This is a genomic window from Mesorhizobium sp. M1334 (genome assembly GCF_040317995.1).
GTDB lineage: Bacteria > Pseudomonadota > Alphaproteobacteria > Rhizobiales > Rhizobiaceae > Mesorhizobium.
The window spans coordinates 1-16,664 of record NZ_JAMYLM010000046.1 but is presented as its reverse complement, the minus strand read 5'-3'; the positions used below and the strand labels follow the sequence as shown (position 1 = coordinate 16,664).

The window sequence follows — 16,664 nt, the reverse complement described above, 5'->3', positions numbered from 1 at the left end:
CGCCCGCCATCCCGCGGTTCAGTTCAATCAGGCTTCAATGTAGTCGCGACCCGTGCGAGCCCGTACCATCGCGCCCGCGACCACACAGAACCCTCCAGATTCAAGATGCTGGCTGGACGGAGGCCAGCATCTGATGACGCGAGCCCTTTCGAACGATCTTCGTAAGCGTGTTGTTGAGACGGTTGGCGCCGGCGAGAGCTGCCGTGCGGTGGCGTCGCGCTTTGGTATTGCAGTTTTCTCGGCGGTGAAGTGGTCGCAGCGTTACCGTGCCACCGGCTCGGTGGCGCCAGGCAAGATGGGCGGGCACCGCAAGCGGGTACTGGAGCCGCATCGGGCCTTCATCGTGGAGCGGATCAACCAGACCTCTGATTTGACGCTGCATCGGCTGAAGGACGAGTTGGCCGCACGCGGGGTGACGATCTCGCACAATGCGGTCTGGATGTTCTTGAGGCGCGAGGGCCTGAGCTTCAAAAAAAACGCTGTTCGCTCTTGAGCAGGCCCGGGCCGACATTGCCCGTCGCCGCCGGCGCTGGAGGTCTGGCAGGGTCGCCTCGATCCGGCGCGTCTGGTCTTCATCGACGAGACGTGGATCAAGACCAACATGGCCCCGCTTCGCGGCTGGGGGCCAAAGGGGCAGCGCCTGCGCCGCTTCGCCCCGCACGGCCATTGGCGAACCCTGACCTTCCTGGGCGCGTTGCGCTACGACAAACTCACCGCGCCATGTGTCTTCGACGGCCCCATCAACGGTGAATGCTTCCGCGCTTATGTGCGTCAGCAACTGCTCCCAACCCTGCGGCCCGGCGACATCGTGATCATGGACAATTTGGGCAGTCATAAATCCGCAGCCATCCGTCATGCGATCAGGGCCGCCGGCGCAAAGCTCTGGTTCCTGCCGCCATACTCGCCCGATCTCAACCCGATCGAGCAGACTTTCGCCAAGATCAAGCATTGGATGCGACACGCCCAGAAGCGCACCGTGGAAGACACTTGGCGCCATCTCGGCACACTCGTCGGCACCATCAAGCCAGACGAATGCGCAAACTACTTCAACAACGCTGGATATGCTGCCGTCAAAACATGAAAGACTCTAGAAGGTCCGCAGTTAGGGCCGACATGTCGACACGTCGGCCCTAACGGCGGGTCCGTTGGCGCTGTTTTTTTCAGGGGCGAAATTAGCTTGCGAGCCTTGTGCGAGTTGCATCGCTACGGGGGACGGCATCGGGGTCAGGTTCCGTGTTCAATCTTGTGCATCCTGTGGCATGTGCGCCGCGGGGCGAGCCCTAGCCGCCCATATAGGACCCGCCGTTTACGTGAATTGTCTGTCCCATGATGTAGCTCGAAGCGCTGCTGCAGAGAAACGCCACTGCATCACCTACTTCTTCACCGGTACCGAAGCGGCCGGCCGGCGTAATGGACAGCCACTTGTCTCCATTCCGCCGCAGGAGTTCCGCCACCATCGGAGTGTCTATGGTCCCGGGAGACACCGTGTTTACACGTATGTTCGGTGAAAGCTCCCTTGCCAGGGACTTGGTGAACGCCAGGACGCCGCCTTTCGACGCCCCATAGTGAACGTGCTCGGGCGAGCAGCCTTCATGCGCCGCAGAAGAAGCGATGGTTACAATAGTGCCCCCCGGCTTGATATGTGGGATGGAGCGTCTACAGATGTAGAACACCCCATCCAGGTTTATCGACATCGTCCGTCGCCACTGCTCATCTGTCATTGTGGCGAACGGCTGATCCTCAAAGATGGCTGCTGCCGGAACGACGTGGTCAATATGGCCGAACCGATCGATGCATCTCGATACGACAGCATCAGCATCGGATGGTTCGCTCGCGTCGTACCCGATTGCTACCACTCGCTCGCCCATCGCATCCAGAGACGAGGCTAATCGGGTTACGCTTTGTTCGTCATAGTCAGCCAGCAGCATGCGCGCCCCGAGACGATGAAAAGTCCGAGCGATTGCGCTGCCGATCCCACCGGCAGCGCCCGTCAAGATGACGACTTGATCTTTGAGGCTGTTATCAAGCAATTGGATTCTCCCCTGGCAAATCTATGAGTTGCCGTCGCACATGCAGTTAGTGGGCGGCCTTCGCTTCTGCAATCCAACCGTCCCACGTCTTCCTGTTTTTGGAAATCCAGTCCAACGCAGCCTGCTTGATCTGATCGTTCGAGCTCTCACCCTTAAAGATCTTGAGGTCTTCGGCGTTCAGATCGTCAATCGGAATCGCCACAAGCTCAAAGAACTTCTTGGCGGTGGGGTTAGCTTTGACAAAGCTCGTAGCCGCAACGATGCGCTGCTGAATCATTGGAAACCCAAGATTGCCCAGACCGGGAATTATGGTGCTGGCAGACTGGCCGTTGGGCAAGTCGGTCTTCTTCACGTCAAGAAAAACAACGTCTTTCCCAGGCTGCAGAATGCTGGACACCCAAAGCGGCGTCCAAGTGTAATATAGCGTTGGTTTTCCCTCTTTGATACGTTCGATTGCGTCCGGGATGATCGCGAAATAGCCGCCCTGCTTCTCTTCAACGGTGTCGCGCAGACCATACGCGTCGAGGTGGTGCTCAATGATTACTTCGCATCCCCAACCCGGCTCGCAACCGTAAAGGTCAGCTTTGCCATTGCCGTCGATATCGAACAACTTTGCCTTCTCGGGATCCGTCAAATCCTCGATATATTTGATAGCCGAGGCATCTGCGGTCTTCTTGTCGATCAAATAGCCCTGTATATTATCCGCCGAAACATGCCCGAGGCGAGTAAGAACGGCCTCTCCGCCGTTTTCCTTCAGGTATTGGTCGTGGATCGGTTCTGCATAGGCGGCGAAGAAAGTCGCATCTCCTTTCGCGATTGCAACGTAAGCCAGCTGAATCTGCAGCTGAAGGGGATCTGCCACATCATAGCCGAGCTGCCGCAAGCCTTCATCGACGATGTAGGTCTGCATCAGGTTCTCCGTGATGCCATCCCAGGCCGGAATTACCTTCTCGCTCGCAAAGGCAGCCTGCGCACAAAGGACCGATCCCATGAGTATGGAGCAGAACAACGACTTCTTCATGATTTATACTCCCATGTGTTTGGTTTGATGGTGGAGTTCCCTAAGGTCGAATGGCTCTTTGCGCTGTCTCTCCAACTACATCGCCTCCGCTGATATTTCTGGTCTGCGCAAAAGCGTCCGTCGGACTCTTCTCAAGTCTTGCTGAAGGACACTAGGAATGCCAGTTTCAGCCGGAGTCGATTGGTTGGGTCCGAAATGCCACTTCCCTGGATGCGGTTTTAGCACCCCCTGCCGAAACTCGGTTCGGAAAAAAACAAATCGGGCGGTTGAGTTTTTTGGAGAGTGCACTTGGCTGGTTTTTTTGGCAGCCTAGACACACTACCCAGCGACAAATTTGCAAGGAAGCGGCTCGTGCAGCATAGTGAGGTTTTGAAAGGTCGCGCCGACGATGAGCCTACGTCCTGTGACGTTGTCATTGTCGGCGCCGGGTTTGCCGGCATGTACATGCTGCATCTGACTCGCTGCTTGGGCCTTTCGGCTGTCGTGCTTGAGGCGGCCTACGGAGTCGGAGGAACGTGGTTTTGGAACCGCTATCCGGGAGCGCGCTGCGATGTTGAAAGCATGCAGTATTCCTACTCCTTCTCCGAGGAGCTTCAGCAGGAGTGGCACTGGAGCGAGCGGTACGCGTCGCAGCCGGAGATTCTGGCGTATGCGAACTACGTGGCGAAGAAGTTCGATCTTCTGCGTGACATAAAGTTCAACACTCGCGTCCTACGAGCGGTCTTCCAGGAGGAAGACTGCCGATGGCTGCTCTCGACCGATGTCGGAACGCGTTATCGAGCCAAGTGGTGCATTATGGCGACGGGATGTTTGTCCGCTGCCCAGACGCCAAAAATTCCTGGCCTCGATACCTTCAAGGGCCAAATCTATCATACGGGGACCTGGCCCCATGAGCCCGTCAGTCTGTCTGGCCAGAATGTCGGGGTCATCGGCACCGGATCTTCGGGCATCCAGGTGATCCCAGAGCTCGCAGCTCAGGCCAACCATCTGTATGTGTTTCAGCGTACGCCGAATTTCAGCATTCCGGCACGAAACAAGCGGATGGATCCTGAGTATGAGAACTCCTGGAAAACGAATTATTCTGAGCGGCGCAAGAGGGCGCGCTCGATGCCGGCAGGCATCTTATGCGAGCTCGGTGACACGTCTGCACTGGCTGTATCTCCAGAACAGCGGCTCAATGAATATGAGAGGCGATGGGCCGCAGGAGGCACCAGCTTTACGGCGGCATATTCGGATTTGCTGCGCAATGCCGAAGCCAACGAAACCGCTGCTGGATTCGTCCGGGAAAAGATCCGCAGGGTCATTGAAGATCCAGACGTAGCGGAGCTACTGGTGCCGATCGATCATCCCATCGGCGCCAAGCGCATATGCGCTGATACCAAATATTTTGAGACCTTCAACCGCGAAAACGTCACCCTGGTCGACATCCGCTCCAACCCGATCCGCGAAATATCCCCAGAAGGGATAGCGGCAGGCTCCAACTTCCACAAGCTCGACAGTTTGGTGCTGGCGACGGGTTTTGACGCGATGACAGGCGCGCTCAGCAAGATCGACATTGTCGGGCGGGAAGGGCTTACCCTCCGGGAAAAATGGCGGGATGGACCAAATACGTTTCTCGGACTGATGAGTTCCGGCTTCCCGAACCTGTTTATCGTCACAGGACCCGGGAGCCCCTCGGTTCTGACCAACGTCATAGTTGCCATTGAAGACAATGTTGAATGGATCGCTGATTGCATCGCCCATCTGCTCGAACTCCACGCCGATTATATCGAGGCCACCACCTCAGCCGAAGAAACCTGGATGGAACAGGTCAGGCAGGCGGCCGAGGGAACGTTGTATACCCAAGCGAAGTCTTGGTATCTTGGCGTCAACATTCCGGGAAAACCGGCTGTGTTCATGCCCTACGTCGGTGGCGTGCCTGCCTATCAAAAAATCTGTGAGGAAGTAGCTGCCTCCGGATACAAAGGCTTCAGCATTGGGACACCGGCGAAAGCCCTGCACAGTCGCCAGGCCCTCCTCGCATGAGCTCCGCGGTCAAAGGCGGAGGCTGACCCGTGCCGGGCAGTCCTCCGCCGCGATCCCCGCATCGAGGCCCCTCATGTCCATATTGGGCATGGCACACCGTGTTTGAAACCGGCATGAGCGCCAATCAGGAGTAGGTGGCGATGGGAGCGCCCAGAACATCTAGGCGCGGAGTAATGCCTAATCCAGGCGAGCCAGGTGCGATGATATGCCCTTCGGTCACCTCGAACTCGCCGTCTGCAAGCTTTACGGTCACCATATCCCGACATTCCAGAACGCATCGGAGATTCTTTTCGGGAACGGTCTGTCCAAGGTGCACTATGCCGGCGAACGCGATATCCGATCCCACGGTGTCTTGAACGCTGAGGGTGTAGCCGGCTGCGAGGCAGAAGTCCCGATGGCGGCGGCCTTTGGTGAGACCGCCATTCTTGGAAATTTTGAGGCCAATACCATCTGCTGCATCATCGGCAATGATCTGGATGATTGAGGCGTCGTTCGTCGCCAGCTCATCGAAGATGATCGGAATGTCAGTCCGGCGACGCAGCGAAACGCACTCGCGCCACGTTGCACAAGGCGCCTCCAGTACAAAATCCAGCCCTGGCGGCAGCAATCGCAACATTCTCAGGGCCGTCTCAACCGTCATACCGCCGTTAGCGTCCACGAGAAAGAACTCGCCAGGCTTCTTGTCGGCCATCGATGCTGCAATTCGCTCAGCGTCAATCGCCGGATGGTCACCGATTTTCACGGAGTGCCCGGTATAACCCTTCGCTCGGTGTTCCGCGACGCGGCTGCGCATCTCATCAGGATCACCCATATAGATCGACGAGATGATTGGCATGCGCGCGGTCGTGCGGCCGCCTAGCAGCTCGCAAACTGGCATGTCGACGGACTTTCCGAAAATGTCCCAGCACGCGACATCAAGAGCTGTCTTGGCATGTTCGTGACCGACCAGCGCGAAGTCCATCGCCTCATTGATGCGGTCAACGCGGCGCGGGTCGAGACCAAGAAGACTAGGCGCAATATCGGCGATTCCTGAGCGAACACCGAGGGCGTGAGCCGCGACATAGGTCGATCCCCAGGGCGTGCTTTCGCCCCATCCCTCTATACCGGTATTCGTGGTGATGCGCACAATCGTCGCATCGAAGCCGCGGTACTCTCGCCCACCCGAAAGGAGGTAAACGCCGCCAGAATAGGGAAGGTTGATCTGAAAAACGTCGATTTTCTGGATCTTGAGGTCCTGCATTTTTTCGCCTTCACTTTGGGATGACCAGGACCAGCTTGCCGCTGATTTTCTTGGAAAGGAAATCTTCCTGCGCCTGGACTATGTCTTTCAAGGGATAGGTCTCGCCGATGTGGGGCCGTATTTCGCCGCCCTCGATGTAAGACACGAGGTTCTCGAAGACCACGTCCTCTTGGAATGTGCAGCCCAGGAAAGTCAGGTCTTTGAGATAAAGAGTGCGGACATCGAGCTCGACGATCGGTCCGGCAATTGCGCCAGCGACGGCATAACGTCCTCCACGCCTCAGCACGTCCAGTAGCTGTGCAAACTGCGGGCCAGCCGCGACGTCGATGATAACATCAATGGTATCTTTACCTATCACATTGACCAGGTTCTCCCCACGTGGCACCACGCGATCGGCACCGACATCGCGTACCTGAGCAGCCTTGGCTACGCCCGCAACCGCGATGACAGTGGCACCGCGCCGCTTTGCCAATTGGACCGCTGCCGACCCGACGCCGCCGGATGCGCCGGTGATAAGCACGGTCTCGCCGGCCCTCACGTCTGCCCGATGCAACATGCCTTCAGCGGTCGAATAGGCGCAAGGCACCGAAGCCAATTCGACGTCGCTCCAGTCGCATTTGACCTTGAATGTCTCTCGCGATGGCGCTTTCGCATATTGCGCGAATGCGCCGTCGCATTCGGACCCGAATGTCCAGCATTCCCAAGGTCGATGGTCCACATAGGTGCGGAGTAAATTCCGCACGATGACCCGTTCGCCGATGCGTCCATCATTGACCCCCTCTCCAACAGCCACGATGCAACCACAGCAATCCGCGCCTTGAATGCGAGGGAATGACACGGCCGTCCCTGTCCAACTCGCGTCATCATCGTGAGAGGAGTCAAATCCGGTGTAGCCGCCTTCGGAAGTGCCGCTCCTCACTGCCTTGGAATACCAGCCGATTCGGGTATTGATGTCGGTGTTGTTGATCGCTGCCGCAGCAACTTTTATGAGAACTTCGCCAGGTCCTGGTCGAGGCACCGGGAGGTCTGTCTTGAATTGCAGCTTTTCGAAGCCGCCATGTCCGGTCAGGACCACCCCTGACATAGTCGTTGGAATGCTGGTTGTTGGAGACAATTTCGCTGCCCTTCTGTTCATGCTTGTGATCCTTCAGGGATAAAAATCCGCAGGACGGCGGCTGGGGTGCCAACGCGCCTCTCGCTAGTCATTAAGGAAGGCTAAGCTTCGCCATCCGACCCCCGTCGATGGTCCAAACCTGACCTGTCACGAACGACGATTCAGGCGATGCCAACCAAGCCACCAGACTCGCGACCTCTTCGGGCCTTCCGGTGCGTCCTACAGGATGAATTTTGCCAACACCTTGGCGAAAGCCTGCCGGATCTGGCAAGCTCTCGATGAACTCAAGATTCAGGTCGGTATCGATCCACCCTGGCGCAACGGCATTGCATCGGACGCCTTCGCCGCTGTGATCGACGGCCACCGCGCGCGTCAGACCGTGAATTCCAGCCTTGGAAGCGCAATAGGCAGCATGTCTCGGATTGGAGCCGAGCCCCTCGATCGAGCCTATGTTGACAATCGTCCCCCCGACCGCTCGCAAATGGGGAAGTGCTTCCTTGATCATGACGAACGGTGCTGTCAGGTTTACCGATATCGTCCGCTGCCAGTCCTCAAGGCTCATTTCCTCAACAAGGGCTTCCTGCATGATGCCGGCGTTGTTGATCAGAACGTCGATCCGTCCGGCATGGCGCGCAACCGACTGCACTGTGTGCGACGCGGCTGATGGATCGGCGAAATCAACGACGATCCCTTCGAACTCCTGGTCCTCGCCCCGTTGTGCGGTAAATACCCGCGCCCCTTCATCCCTCAAGCGCCGTGCAATGGCCAGGCCGATGCCTGTCCGACCGCCTGTCACGAGTGCAACTTTTCCTGCAAAGCTCATCCCACCGACTTTCCACCATTAACCTCGACAAGCGAACCGCACATGTAGCGGGCGGCGTCAGAGACGAGAAATAGGACCACCTCGGCAATATCCTCGGGCTCCGCAATCCGGCCAAGCGGAACCGTCTTTCCAAGCTCGGCAACCGCCGTTTCGGGGTCGAAGCCGCGCTTGATAAACCCTGTTCGTAGCATAGGTGTGTTGACCTCGTTGGGGCACACGGCATTGACCCGAATGTTCTGATGTGCGTGGTCCATACCCATGCACTGGGTCAATGAAGCGATGGCAGCTTTCGTCATGCAGTATATGGCGTGGTTCGGCCCTGGGCGAACGCCCCAGCATGACGACACGTTGACGATCGCACCTGCGCCCCGATCCGCCATGATCGGAATGGCGCCCCGGCATACACGAAAAGGCGCTTCCACATTCACGCCGAGTGACAAAGCCCAGTCGGCATCTGTTGTGCTGGTCACCGTGCCTCGCGTGATGACGCCCGCGTTGTTGACCACGATGTCCAGGCCACCCAGCGCCGCAAATGCGGCTGCGGATAAACCGTCCGCATAGCTTGCGTCGAGTAGGTCGCCCGGCAGATGCGCCTCCGCGTCAAGGCATGCCACGTCGCGATCCGCGACGGCGACCCTGGCGCCTTGTGCCCGCAGCTGCCTGACGATCGCCGCTCCGATGCCGCCGGCGGCACCTGTCACCAGGGCTGCTTTTCCTACTAAACAACTCATGTTCTTTCCTGCTCGATTTCAGTTGAGGGTCGATCGCTTGCTACTTGGCGAGTTGCCGAAAAAAAATGCCCTCGGCGGGCCTCGAAAAATCAAACTTGAAGTGAAACCCCCATGTCATCGCCATTTTGGTAGCGACTTTGATTGAGCGCTGAATTGGCAAAGATGGATCCGTCAATCAGTCGCACTGCCCGGTGGACATGCCAACGCGGGCCATAAAAACAGTAGCGGACCGAGATCGTTTTGATTGGCGTGCCTGACGCGAAGAGCAAGGCCCGGTTCATCTCATGAAGAGTATCTCCAGCACGCCGGGTGATCGGACGACTTCTCATTCATAATTCCCCAAAAACCTGGAAAGCGGGACCTATGCTGCACGCCTTGAGGCAAGCCGCGGCGGCTGCCCACTTGCAGGCGCTTTGCGTTTGATTTCTTAGTCGTATGCTGACCATGAACAAGGACGATCCCGCCGCTGCCGAACGACGGCACCAAGCTATCGAAAACTCGACATTGGCGAACTCGAAATAAAGTCAAGCGCCAAGCTACTTTTTCGCAGTGGAGCCGACGGCAGCGCGGGCACGGATCGGTTCGATGATAGGGCAGTGACAGAGTGATGATCGTGGCGCGAATGACTCCTTTTTGCGAAAAAAGGCGTTGCAAAGCCGCGAGGGGAAGATGTGCGCGGATCGTGTGTCAGTTTAGTCAACAGGCGCGTGAGACTTTTGCAGTAGGTCATATCATTGCGGTTCGGCAATAGTACCGGTCGGCTCATAGGGGCCAGATAGACTGTTTTGGAGGCCGTTATGACCGCTCAAGTGCAAACGTCTCGCAGGGGAGGGCGGGAAGCGCGGCGAACAATTCGCACCGCGCCGAACTTTGAAATGCTGCCAACGCTCAAGCGGGGTCTGCCGGTGGTCGAACCCATGGACGCCGAGCAGGTCGAGCGCATTCACGAAGCGTCTCTGGCGATCCTGGAAGAAGTTGGCGTCGTTTTCCGAGATCCGATCGCGATCGAGGACTGGAAGCGCGCCGGAGCCGACGTGCGCGCCGACGACCGCGTTCACCTCGACCGCGGCCTGGTCATGGAGCTGATCAAGACCATTCCTTCCAAGGTCGAATATTTTGCCCGCGATCCTGCGAAGAATGTCGAGCTCGGCGGATCGAAGTCAATCTTCGTGCCGATGACCGGCGCGCCCTACATGCGCGACCTCGATGACGTCAGACGAGGCCCGACAATCGCGGACCTCGGCACCTTCCATAAGCTGGCCCACATGATGCCGGCGCTGCATTCATCGGCGCATCACATCGTCGAGCCGATGGACCTCGTCGTCGCGCATCGGCACCTGCATATCACCTATTCGTCGATGAAGCATTCCGACAAGATCTTCATGGGCATGACGACCTCGCCCAAGAATGCCGAGGATGTGCTCGACATGTGCGAGATCCTGTTCGGCAAGGGATTCCTCGAGAATCACGCCGTCACGACCGGCAATTGCAATGGCAATTCGCCGCTTGTGTGGGACCAGGTCATGCTTGGCGCCATGCGCGCCTTCTGCCGACGCAACCAGCCGGTCTTGTGCTCGCCCTTCGTGCTCGGCGGCGCAAACACGCCAGCCTCTACCGCGGCGGCCGTTGCGCAGCTCAATGCCGAAGCGCTTTCCGCGCTCGCTTATACGCAGGTAGTGCGCAAAGGCTGCCCGGCGATTTATGGGCATTATCTCTCGACGGTCTCGATGCAGTCTGGCGCCCCGATGGCGGGAACGCCCGAGATATCATTGATGAACTTCATGATCGGTCAGATGGCTCGTCGCTACAACATCCCCTGGCGCACCTCCAACTTGCTGGGCGGCGCGAAAATCTTCGACGCTCAGGCTGGCTATGAGAGCGCGATGACCATGATGGCCGTGCTGATGTCCGGGGCAAACTACATCTGGCATTCGGCGGGCTGGAACGAAGCCGGCATGCATTGCTCGATTGCCAAATTTGTCGTCGACGCGGAGGTGTGCGACATGGGCTACCGCATGACCAAGGGCATTCAGTGGGACGATTTCGACGAAGCTCTGGCGGCCATTCGTGATGTTGGCCCTGGCGGCCACTACCTCGGCCACCCGCACACCCAGGCCAATTTTGAGCGCGCATTCTTCATCCCAAAGCTCTTCGACAACAATTCGATTGAGCAGTGGAAAGTCGACGGCTCGAAGGACATAAAACAGCGGGCCCTCGAACACGCCAGGCATCTCTTGGGAGAATATCAGGAGCCGAAGCTGGACCAGGCCAAGGATGAAGAACTGCGGGAATACATCAGTCGCCGCTCGCGCGAGATTCCCGCGGTTGAAGCCCTCAACGACGAATATTGAGTTCAGCGATGCGCATAAAGACAATCAACGTATACACGACCCCATTGCCGGTGAGGGGGGGCATCTACCGGATGGCGAGCACCGACGTCCAGTCGCTCGACAGCACCCTGGTGGAGATCGTGACGAATGAGGGCCTTGTGGGTTGGGGAGAGACCTGTCCGGTCGGGCCGGTCTACCAGCCGCACCATGCGCTCGGTGCCCGCGCCGCGGTCGCTGAAATCGCGCCGGGCATGATCGGTTTGGAGGTGGCCTCCATCAGGCTTCTGACGAAGCGGATGGACGAGCGTCTGAATGGACACGGTTATGCCAAGGCCGCCCTCGACATGGCCTTCCTCGACCTTCTCGGCCAGAAGCTCGCCGTGCCTGTCTCAACGCTACTGGGTGGGGCGGTTACGGACCGCGTCCCGTCCTACTATTCGCTGATCGTCGGCCCGCCGGACGAAACCGCCAGGATTGCCGCCGACAAAGTCAAGGCAGGCTATCCGCGTCTGCAGATCAAGATCGCCGGGCGCAACCTCGAAGAGGACGTCGCCACCCTCCACAAGGTCTGGGAAGCTATCGGCTACAAGGCACGCATCGCGGTCGACGGCAACCGGGGGCTGACAGTGGCGTCCGCGATCCATCTCGACAGGCTCTGCCAGGCTATCCCGTTCGTGTTCGAGCAGCCCTGCAACACGATGGAGGAGGTCGCCACGCTCAAGGGTCGCGTGACGCACCCGGTCTATCTCGATGAAAACACGGAAGATTTGAATGCCGTCCTTCGCGCGATTTCCGCAGGGACCGCCGACGGGTTTGGGTTGAAAGTCACGCGTCTTGGGGGCCTCACGAAGATGACCACCGTGCGAGACATGTGTGCGATCCGATCCCTTCCGCACACTTGCGACGACGCCTGGGGCGGCGACATCATCGCCGCGGCCTGCGTGCATCTTGCCGCAACCGTGGAGCCGCGACGCATGGAGGGCGCCTGGATCGCCCAGGAATACATCAAGGGCCATTTCGACGCGAAGCACCCGATCGTCATCGAAAACGGTCACATTGCCGTGCCGCAACGGCCTGGCCTCGGCGTGAAACCAGAGCCCGGCATGTTCGGCCAGCCGGTGGCCACGTACGGATGAACGCACCCGCCAACATCAGCGCCATGAGGTCACTCGCCGCGCCAGAGATTTCGGCCGGCCGGCCGTTTGAACTTGTAGCTCTTGTGCTGCCAGGATTTTCGCACCTTGCGCTCCATGCTTACTTGGAACCGTTTCGTATAGCCAACAATGTATCGCGACTGCCGCTGTTTCGCTGGCGAATCGCCGCCTTGGACGCGCAACCGGTGGCGGGCGCGAATGGCCTCGCAATTCCTGTCGAGGTCACCGTAGACAAGCTGGTCTCCGACCCGAATGATCGTAAACTTGGCCAGCTTGCGGTCTTTGCAGGCGAACCCGTAGAGCGACAACTTGCGCCGCAACTCAGCGGATTCCTGCGGGTGATCGCCCGCCGCGGGATCGCGATTTCAGCAGTCGGCACCGCAACATGGGTGCTTGCGCAAACCGGCCTCCTTTCAGGCAAACGCTGCACGATCCACTGGTCGCGACTCGCCGCCTTTTCGGAGGTATTCAATAAGCCGAGAATCAGCGAATCCCTGTTCGTCAAAGACGGCCAGTACTCGACCTGCGCTGGCGAGTTGGCGGCGTTCGATCTCGCAGTCGATCTGATAGGAAGCCATGTCGGTGACTACATTGCTCAAGAGGTTTGCCGACACGCGATCGTTGAAGGTCAACGCTCAGGTTCGAACCGCCAGACAGGCCCTTCCGGTCTCGCCTTCGCTGGCGTCAGCGACAAGCTTCTGATGGCAATGCGGATCATGGAAGAGAATGTTGAGACTCCCCTTGCGATGAACAAAATTGCCCAAAGGGCCGGGGTATCGCGTCGCCAGCTGGAGCGCTTGTTCGCGTTGCACGTCGGCCAGCCGCCCCTGCGGCACTATCTCCGTATCAGGACCGACCACGCAAAGCGGCTGATAGAAGGCACGCGAATGCCAATCATCGATATAGCCACCGCTTGCGGTTTCGTGTCGCCCTCGCATTTTGCAAAGTGCTTCAGAACCTTCAACGGATTTTCACCCCAGCAATGCCGCACCATGGTGCCCGCTTGGGTTGGGCCGGGCCTCGGGTAATCGACTTCCGTGGCCTTATGGGCCCGTTCCCTTTGACTAGGAAAATATCAGTGGTCAAATACTCCACGAATAGTTGTGTGCGTCAAGTTCTGCAAAAATGGCGTGGCGGTAGCTGTGACGTCGGCGTGTCCGCCGCGCAGCTCCCGTGTTTAGCGGAGCGGCGGACACATGACGGTGCTCAGGCGGCCAATGCCCTCAGGCTCTCCTTCTTGTGCTCACGCAGATGATCCATGTTGAGATAGCGGGTCGCCTCGAGCCAGTTCTCGTGGATCTCCACCGCCAGCGCCCGAACCAGCCGCAGGCAACTCTGCGGGTTGGGGAAGATGCGCACGACCAGGGTGCGCCGTTTGATCTCCTGGTTCAGCCGCTCCAGCATGTTGGTCGATTTCATGTGCTTATGATGGGCAAGCGGCAGCCGATAGAAGCTCAGCGTCTCCTCGATGTTGTCCTCCACCCAGGTGACCAGCTTCGGATATTTGGCCTGCCATTTGGCGATCCACTGCGCCAGGTCGCGCTTGACCTCGGCAAGGTCGCGGCGGTCGTAGAACCATCTGAGCTCCATCAGGCAGTCGTCGTCGACCTTGCGCGGCACGTAGTCGAGCGCGTTTCTGAGGAAGTGCACGTAGCAGCGCTGCCAGACCGCTTCGGGCAGCATTTCGCGGATTGCCGCCCTGAGCCCCGGATGGTCGTCGGAGACGACGAACTCGACGCCGGCGAGCCCGCGATTCTTGAGCCCTGTCACGAACTCGCGCCAACTCGAATGGCTCTCCCGGTTGGCCAGCTCAACGCCCAGAACCTGGCGCCGGCCCTCCCAATCCACGCCGATCGCCACCAGCACCGCCTGGCTGGCGATCACGCCCGCCTCGCGAGCCCGCTCGTAGCGCGCGTCCAAAATGAGATACGGATAGCTTTCCGTGAGCCGCTGCTCAAAGAACGCCTTCAGCGCCTCATCCAGCCGCACCATCGCCTCGCTCACCGTCGAGGCCGAGAAAGCGTGGCCGCACAATTCCTCCGTCACCGCTTTCACCTTGCGGGTCGAAACGCCCTGCACATACATCTCGACCAGCGCCGACACCAACGCCTTCTCCGAACGCTGGTAGCGCTCGAACAACTCCGTCGAGAACCGGCCCGCCCGATCCTGCGGGACCCGCAGCTCCAGAACCCCAACCCGCGTCACCAGCTTGCGCTCGTAATAGCCGGACCGATAGCCAATCCGCTCTGTCGTCCGCTCACCTTTCCCGGCCCCGATCGCCTCCGTCATCTCGGCCTCCAGAGCCTCCTGCACGACAAGCTGCAACGCCTTGCGAAACCCGTCCTCATCCGAGAACAGCAACGCTTTCAACTCACCCCTGCTCAGTCTAGCTTCTCGATTGGTCATGGCACTTCCCCTTCCACGGGAATCGGTGATTGCAACGTCACCAGCGTGCCATGGCCGCTTTCGCCTCAGCGCGACGACCGTTCTCTCTCCAAAACTTTTTGCAGAACCTTCAGGACACTATCCCACGAATTTCTCGTTGTAACGCTCCCAGGCACTTCAGACTGCGCATTTGCGCTGGGTGAACTTCTGGGTGACCGCGCAGGTGAGCAGTTTCACTGTATCGTCTGTGGCAGTCCCCTGTTGAGCTTTCCCATGGAGCACCGCGTTTAACCGGGTTGAGGATCTTCGAGCCCGCCTTCCTGCAAGGCGGTCCGTAATTCAGATCACTTATGAACGTTTGTCGCCGGCAATCAAGATGCCGGACCGCTACGTGTTTCCACAATGAGCATGTCTGCAAAGTACCGCCGTCACATCTCGACTTGTCGACGAGCAGTCTAGCTCTAGTGAAGGCCTTGACCAATCGCGCGTCGCCGCACGCCTGCTTTCGGCCGCAGTGCTCGCTGTGCCACGGATGCGCTTGCTTTGCTCCTGCGCGGGGTTCTCGGACCCTGGGGCGCAATGATAGCATCAGCCCCGGCAGGCTGTTGGATTGCATCCGTACACCTGGCGGAAGCATTTGGAAAAATGCGAGGCCGACGTGAAGCCGCAGGCGATTGCAACCTCGACGATCGGCAGATCAGTCTGCTGGACCAGACGCTTCGCGCGGGCAAGCCTCAAAGTCATGTAGTAGCGCATGGGAGAGGAGGAAACGCAGCGCTCAAAAAGCCGCTCGATCTGACGTCGCGAGCGGCCGACGCATCTGGCAATGTCGTGCAGGGGAAGCGGATCTTCAACATGCTGTTCCATGATGCGGATGATATCGGCAAGCGCCTTTGAGGTCACCATTTCGCTCCCGGTGATCGTCCATTGCCTGTCGGACGCCGAGCGCCAGTGCCCGGCCGTCGTATGTCTGCAGACAGCCAGCGCAACCTCGTTGCCGAGATGCTCACTGATAAGGTCCATCACCAGATCGAAGGAGGCAAACTCGCCAGCGCAAGTGGCCAGTTGCGCATCGCGCACAAACAGCCGGTCAGTCACCAGGAGGTGTGCAAATGTCTCGGTAAGTGCCGCCCGCTTGTTCCAATGAATTGTGCAGGCGCTGTCCTCAAGCACCCCGCATTCGGCCAGCAACCATGTCGCGGTGCCCAGCGCTGCAAGCGGAGTGCCAAATCGCTTGCAGAGGCGAAGAATCCTGCTCAAGGAACTCGATGTCTGCTTCTCGACCCGCTCGCAGGCGCAGACGATGACCATACTCGGGCCCTTGCAGGCCTGGATGCTCTCCGCGATTCCGGCAAAGTCGCCGGCGACCGCGAGGCTGAACCCGCTGGCGCATTCAACCGGCTTGCCGTCAGGACTGACGATCGTCCATTCGAAAACCCTTTGGTCGGCAACCGAATTTGCCAGCCGAAGCGGATCGACGAAGGAAGACAGGCCGAGCTGGGAAAAACCCGGAAGCGCAAGAATGGTCACATGGTATGCTTCGTCGCGACTTTCGATCTGCGGCCGGCTGGCGTTCCATCCCCCAATGCGCGAAAGGTCTCCCGCTGAAAATGGCGCATTCATTAAGATCACAGGTCCTTCTTGATAGCGATCAAAAGCAAGGCAGCGCAGGGCATCGCACAAGGCCGCAACGCAACCTCAGGCCCTATTATGCCTGCGCTTCATGAAGTCCTTGGCGGTCTCGACCGCCACGGCTGCGTCGCGGCAATAGGCGTCGGCACCGACGGCCTTGCCGAATTCCTCATTCAGCG

At 58.9% G+C, this 16,664-nt stretch carries 12 protein-coding genes and 2 pseudogenes; 5 read left to right on the top strand and 9 right to left on the bottom strand.

Annotation, left to right across the window (positions count from 1 at the left end; translation table 11 throughout):
* The first annotated feature begins 130 nt into the window (after nt 1-130).
* Nucleotides 131-1,081: pseudogene (locus NKH17_RS32390) on the top strand (IS630 family transposase).
* A gap of 199 nt (nt 1,082-1,280) precedes the next feature.
* Here the strand turns inward: NKH17_RS32390 and NKH17_RS32385 are convergent.
* Together NKH17_RS32385 and proX are read right to left on the bottom strand one after the other, a co-directional pair.
* Nucleotides 1,281-2,030, bottom strand: coding sequence for an SDR family NAD(P)-dependent oxidoreductase (locus NKH17_RS32385; RefSeq protein WP_352973445.1), 750 nt, complete (start codon nt 2,028-2,030; stop codon nt 1,281-1,283).
* Between the two features lie 46 nt (nt 2,031-2,076).
* Nucleotides 2,077-3,051, bottom strand: coding sequence for a glycine betaine/L-proline ABC transporter substrate-binding protein ProX (proX, locus tag NKH17_RS32380; RefSeq protein ID WP_352973444.1), 975 nt, complete (start codon nt 3,049-3,051; stop codon nt 2,077-2,079).
* Nucleotides 3,052-3,339: 288 nt separating this feature from the next.
* Between proX and NKH17_RS32375 the strand changes: the two genes are divergently transcribed.
* Entirely contained in the window at nt 3,340-5,076 is a 1,737-nt protein-coding gene (locus NKH17_RS32375; RefSeq protein WP_352973443.1) for a flavin-containing monooxygenase, read from the top strand.
* 124 nt (nt 5,077-5,200) lie between these two features.
* On the opposite strand, the gene NKH17_RS32370 is transcribed toward NKH17_RS32375, so the two are convergent.
* The 4 genes from NKH17_RS32370 to NKH17_RS32355 form a co-directional block, all read right to left on the bottom strand.
* On the bottom strand, nt 5,201-6,316 hold the full coding sequence (locus NKH17_RS32370) for a mandelate racemase/muconate lactonizing enzyme family protein (RefSeq protein ID WP_352973442.1): 1,116 nt from the start codon (nt 6,314-6,316) through the stop codon (nt 5,201-5,203).
* Nucleotides 6,317-6,326: 10 nt separating this feature from the next.
* The gene (locus tag NKH17_RS32365) at nt 6,327-7,451 is read right to left on the bottom strand and encodes an alcohol dehydrogenase family protein (RefSeq protein WP_352973441.1); all 1,125 of its coding nucleotides are present in this window, start codon (nt 7,449-7,451) and stop codon (nt 6,327-6,329) included.
* 70 nt (nt 7,452-7,521) lie between these two features.
* Complete coding sequence (locus NKH17_RS32360) at nt 7,522-8,253, bottom strand: SDR family NAD(P)-dependent oxidoreductase (RefSeq protein ID WP_352973440.1); 732 nt, start codon at nt 8,251-8,253, stop codon at nt 7,522-7,524.
* Entirely contained in the window at nt 8,250-8,954 is a 705-nt protein-coding gene (locus NKH17_RS32355) for an SDR family NAD(P)-dependent oxidoreductase (protein ID WP_352973439.1), read from the bottom strand. The genes NKH17_RS32360 and NKH17_RS32355 overlap by 4 nt, the downstream gene beginning before the upstream one ends.
* Before the next feature lie 827 nt (nt 8,955-9,781).
* Between NKH17_RS32355 and NKH17_RS32350 the strand changes: the two genes are divergently transcribed.
* The 3 genes from NKH17_RS32350 (at nt 9,782) to NKH17_RS32340 (ending at nt 13,496) form a co-directional block, all read left to right on the top strand.
* Nucleotides 9,782-11,335 (top strand): trimethylamine methyltransferase family protein, encoded by a 1,554-nt coding sequence (locus tag NKH17_RS32350; RefSeq protein WP_352973438.1) that lies wholly within the window; start codon nt 9,782-9,784, stop codon nt 11,333-11,335.
* Nucleotides 11,336-11,406: 71 nt separating this feature from the next.
* Nucleotides 11,407-12,450: a mandelate racemase/muconate lactonizing enzyme family protein gene (locus NKH17_RS32345; protein WP_352973437.1), complete on the top strand. Its 1,044-nt coding sequence runs from the start codon at nt 11,407-11,409 to the stop codon at nt 12,448-12,450.
* Nucleotides 12,447-13,496, top strand: a complete 1,050-nt coding sequence (locus NKH17_RS32340; RefSeq protein WP_352973436.1) for a GlxA family transcriptional regulator — start codon at nt 12,447-12,449, stop codon at nt 13,494-13,496. The genes NKH17_RS32345 and NKH17_RS32340 overlap by 4 nt, the downstream gene beginning before the upstream one ends.
* Nucleotides 13,497-13,674: 178 nt before the next feature.
* On the opposite strand, the gene NKH17_RS32335 is transcribed toward NKH17_RS32340, so the two are convergent.
* The 3 genes and pseudogenes from NKH17_RS32335 to NKH17_RS32325 form a co-directional block, all read right to left on the bottom strand.
* Nucleotides 13,675-14,874, bottom strand: a complete 1,200-nt coding sequence (locus NKH17_RS32335) for an IS256 family transposase (protein WP_352973435.1) — start codon at nt 14,872-14,874, stop codon at nt 13,675-13,677.
* Nucleotides 14,875-15,441: 567 nt separating this feature from the next.
* Nucleotides 15,442-16,383 carry a GlxA family transcriptional regulator gene (locus NKH17_RS32330; protein WP_352973434.1) on the bottom strand — a complete coding sequence of 314 codons (942 nt, stop codon included), beginning with the start codon at nt 16,381-16,383 and terminating at the stop codon, nt 15,442-15,444.
* 168 nt (nt 16,384-16,551) lie between these two features.
* Nucleotides 16,552-16,664 (bottom strand): annotated as a pseudogene (locus NKH17_RS32325) (cobalamin-binding protein); the annotation flags it as partial.

Excerpts from the sequence above, each read along its gene's own strand:
- proX (WP_352973444.1), bottom strand. The coding sequence starts at position 3,051 with ATGAAGAAGTCGTTGTTCTGCTCCATACTCATGGGATCGGTCCTTTGT.
- NKH17_RS32370 (WP_352973442.1), bottom strand. The coding sequence starts at position 6,316 with ATGCAGGACCTCAAGATCCAGAAAATCGACGTTTTTCAGATCAACCTT.
- NKH17_RS32365 (WP_352973441.1), bottom strand. The coding sequence starts at position 7,451 with ATGAACAGAAGGGCAGCGAAATTGTCTCCAACAACCAGCATTCCAACG.
- NKH17_RS32360 (WP_352973440.1), bottom strand. The coding sequence starts at position 8,253 with ATGAGCTTTGCAGGAAAAGTTGCACTCGTGACAGGCGGTCGGACAGGC.
- NKH17_RS32350 (WP_352973438.1), top strand. The coding sequence starts at position 9,782 with ATGACCGCTCAAGTGCAAACGTCTCGCAGGGGAGGGCGGGAAGCGCGG.
- NKH17_RS32345 (WP_352973437.1), top strand. The coding sequence starts at position 11,407 with ATGGCGAGCACCGACGTCCAGTCGCTCGACAGCACCCTGGTGGAGATC.
- NKH17_RS32340 (WP_352973436.1), top strand. The coding sequence starts at position 12,447 with ATGAACGCACCCGCCAACATCAGCGCCATGAGGTCACTCGCCGCGCCA.
- NKH17_RS32335 (WP_352973435.1), bottom strand. The coding sequence starts at position 14,874 with ATGACCAATCGAGAAGCTAGACTGAGCAGGGGTGAGTTGAAAGCGTTG.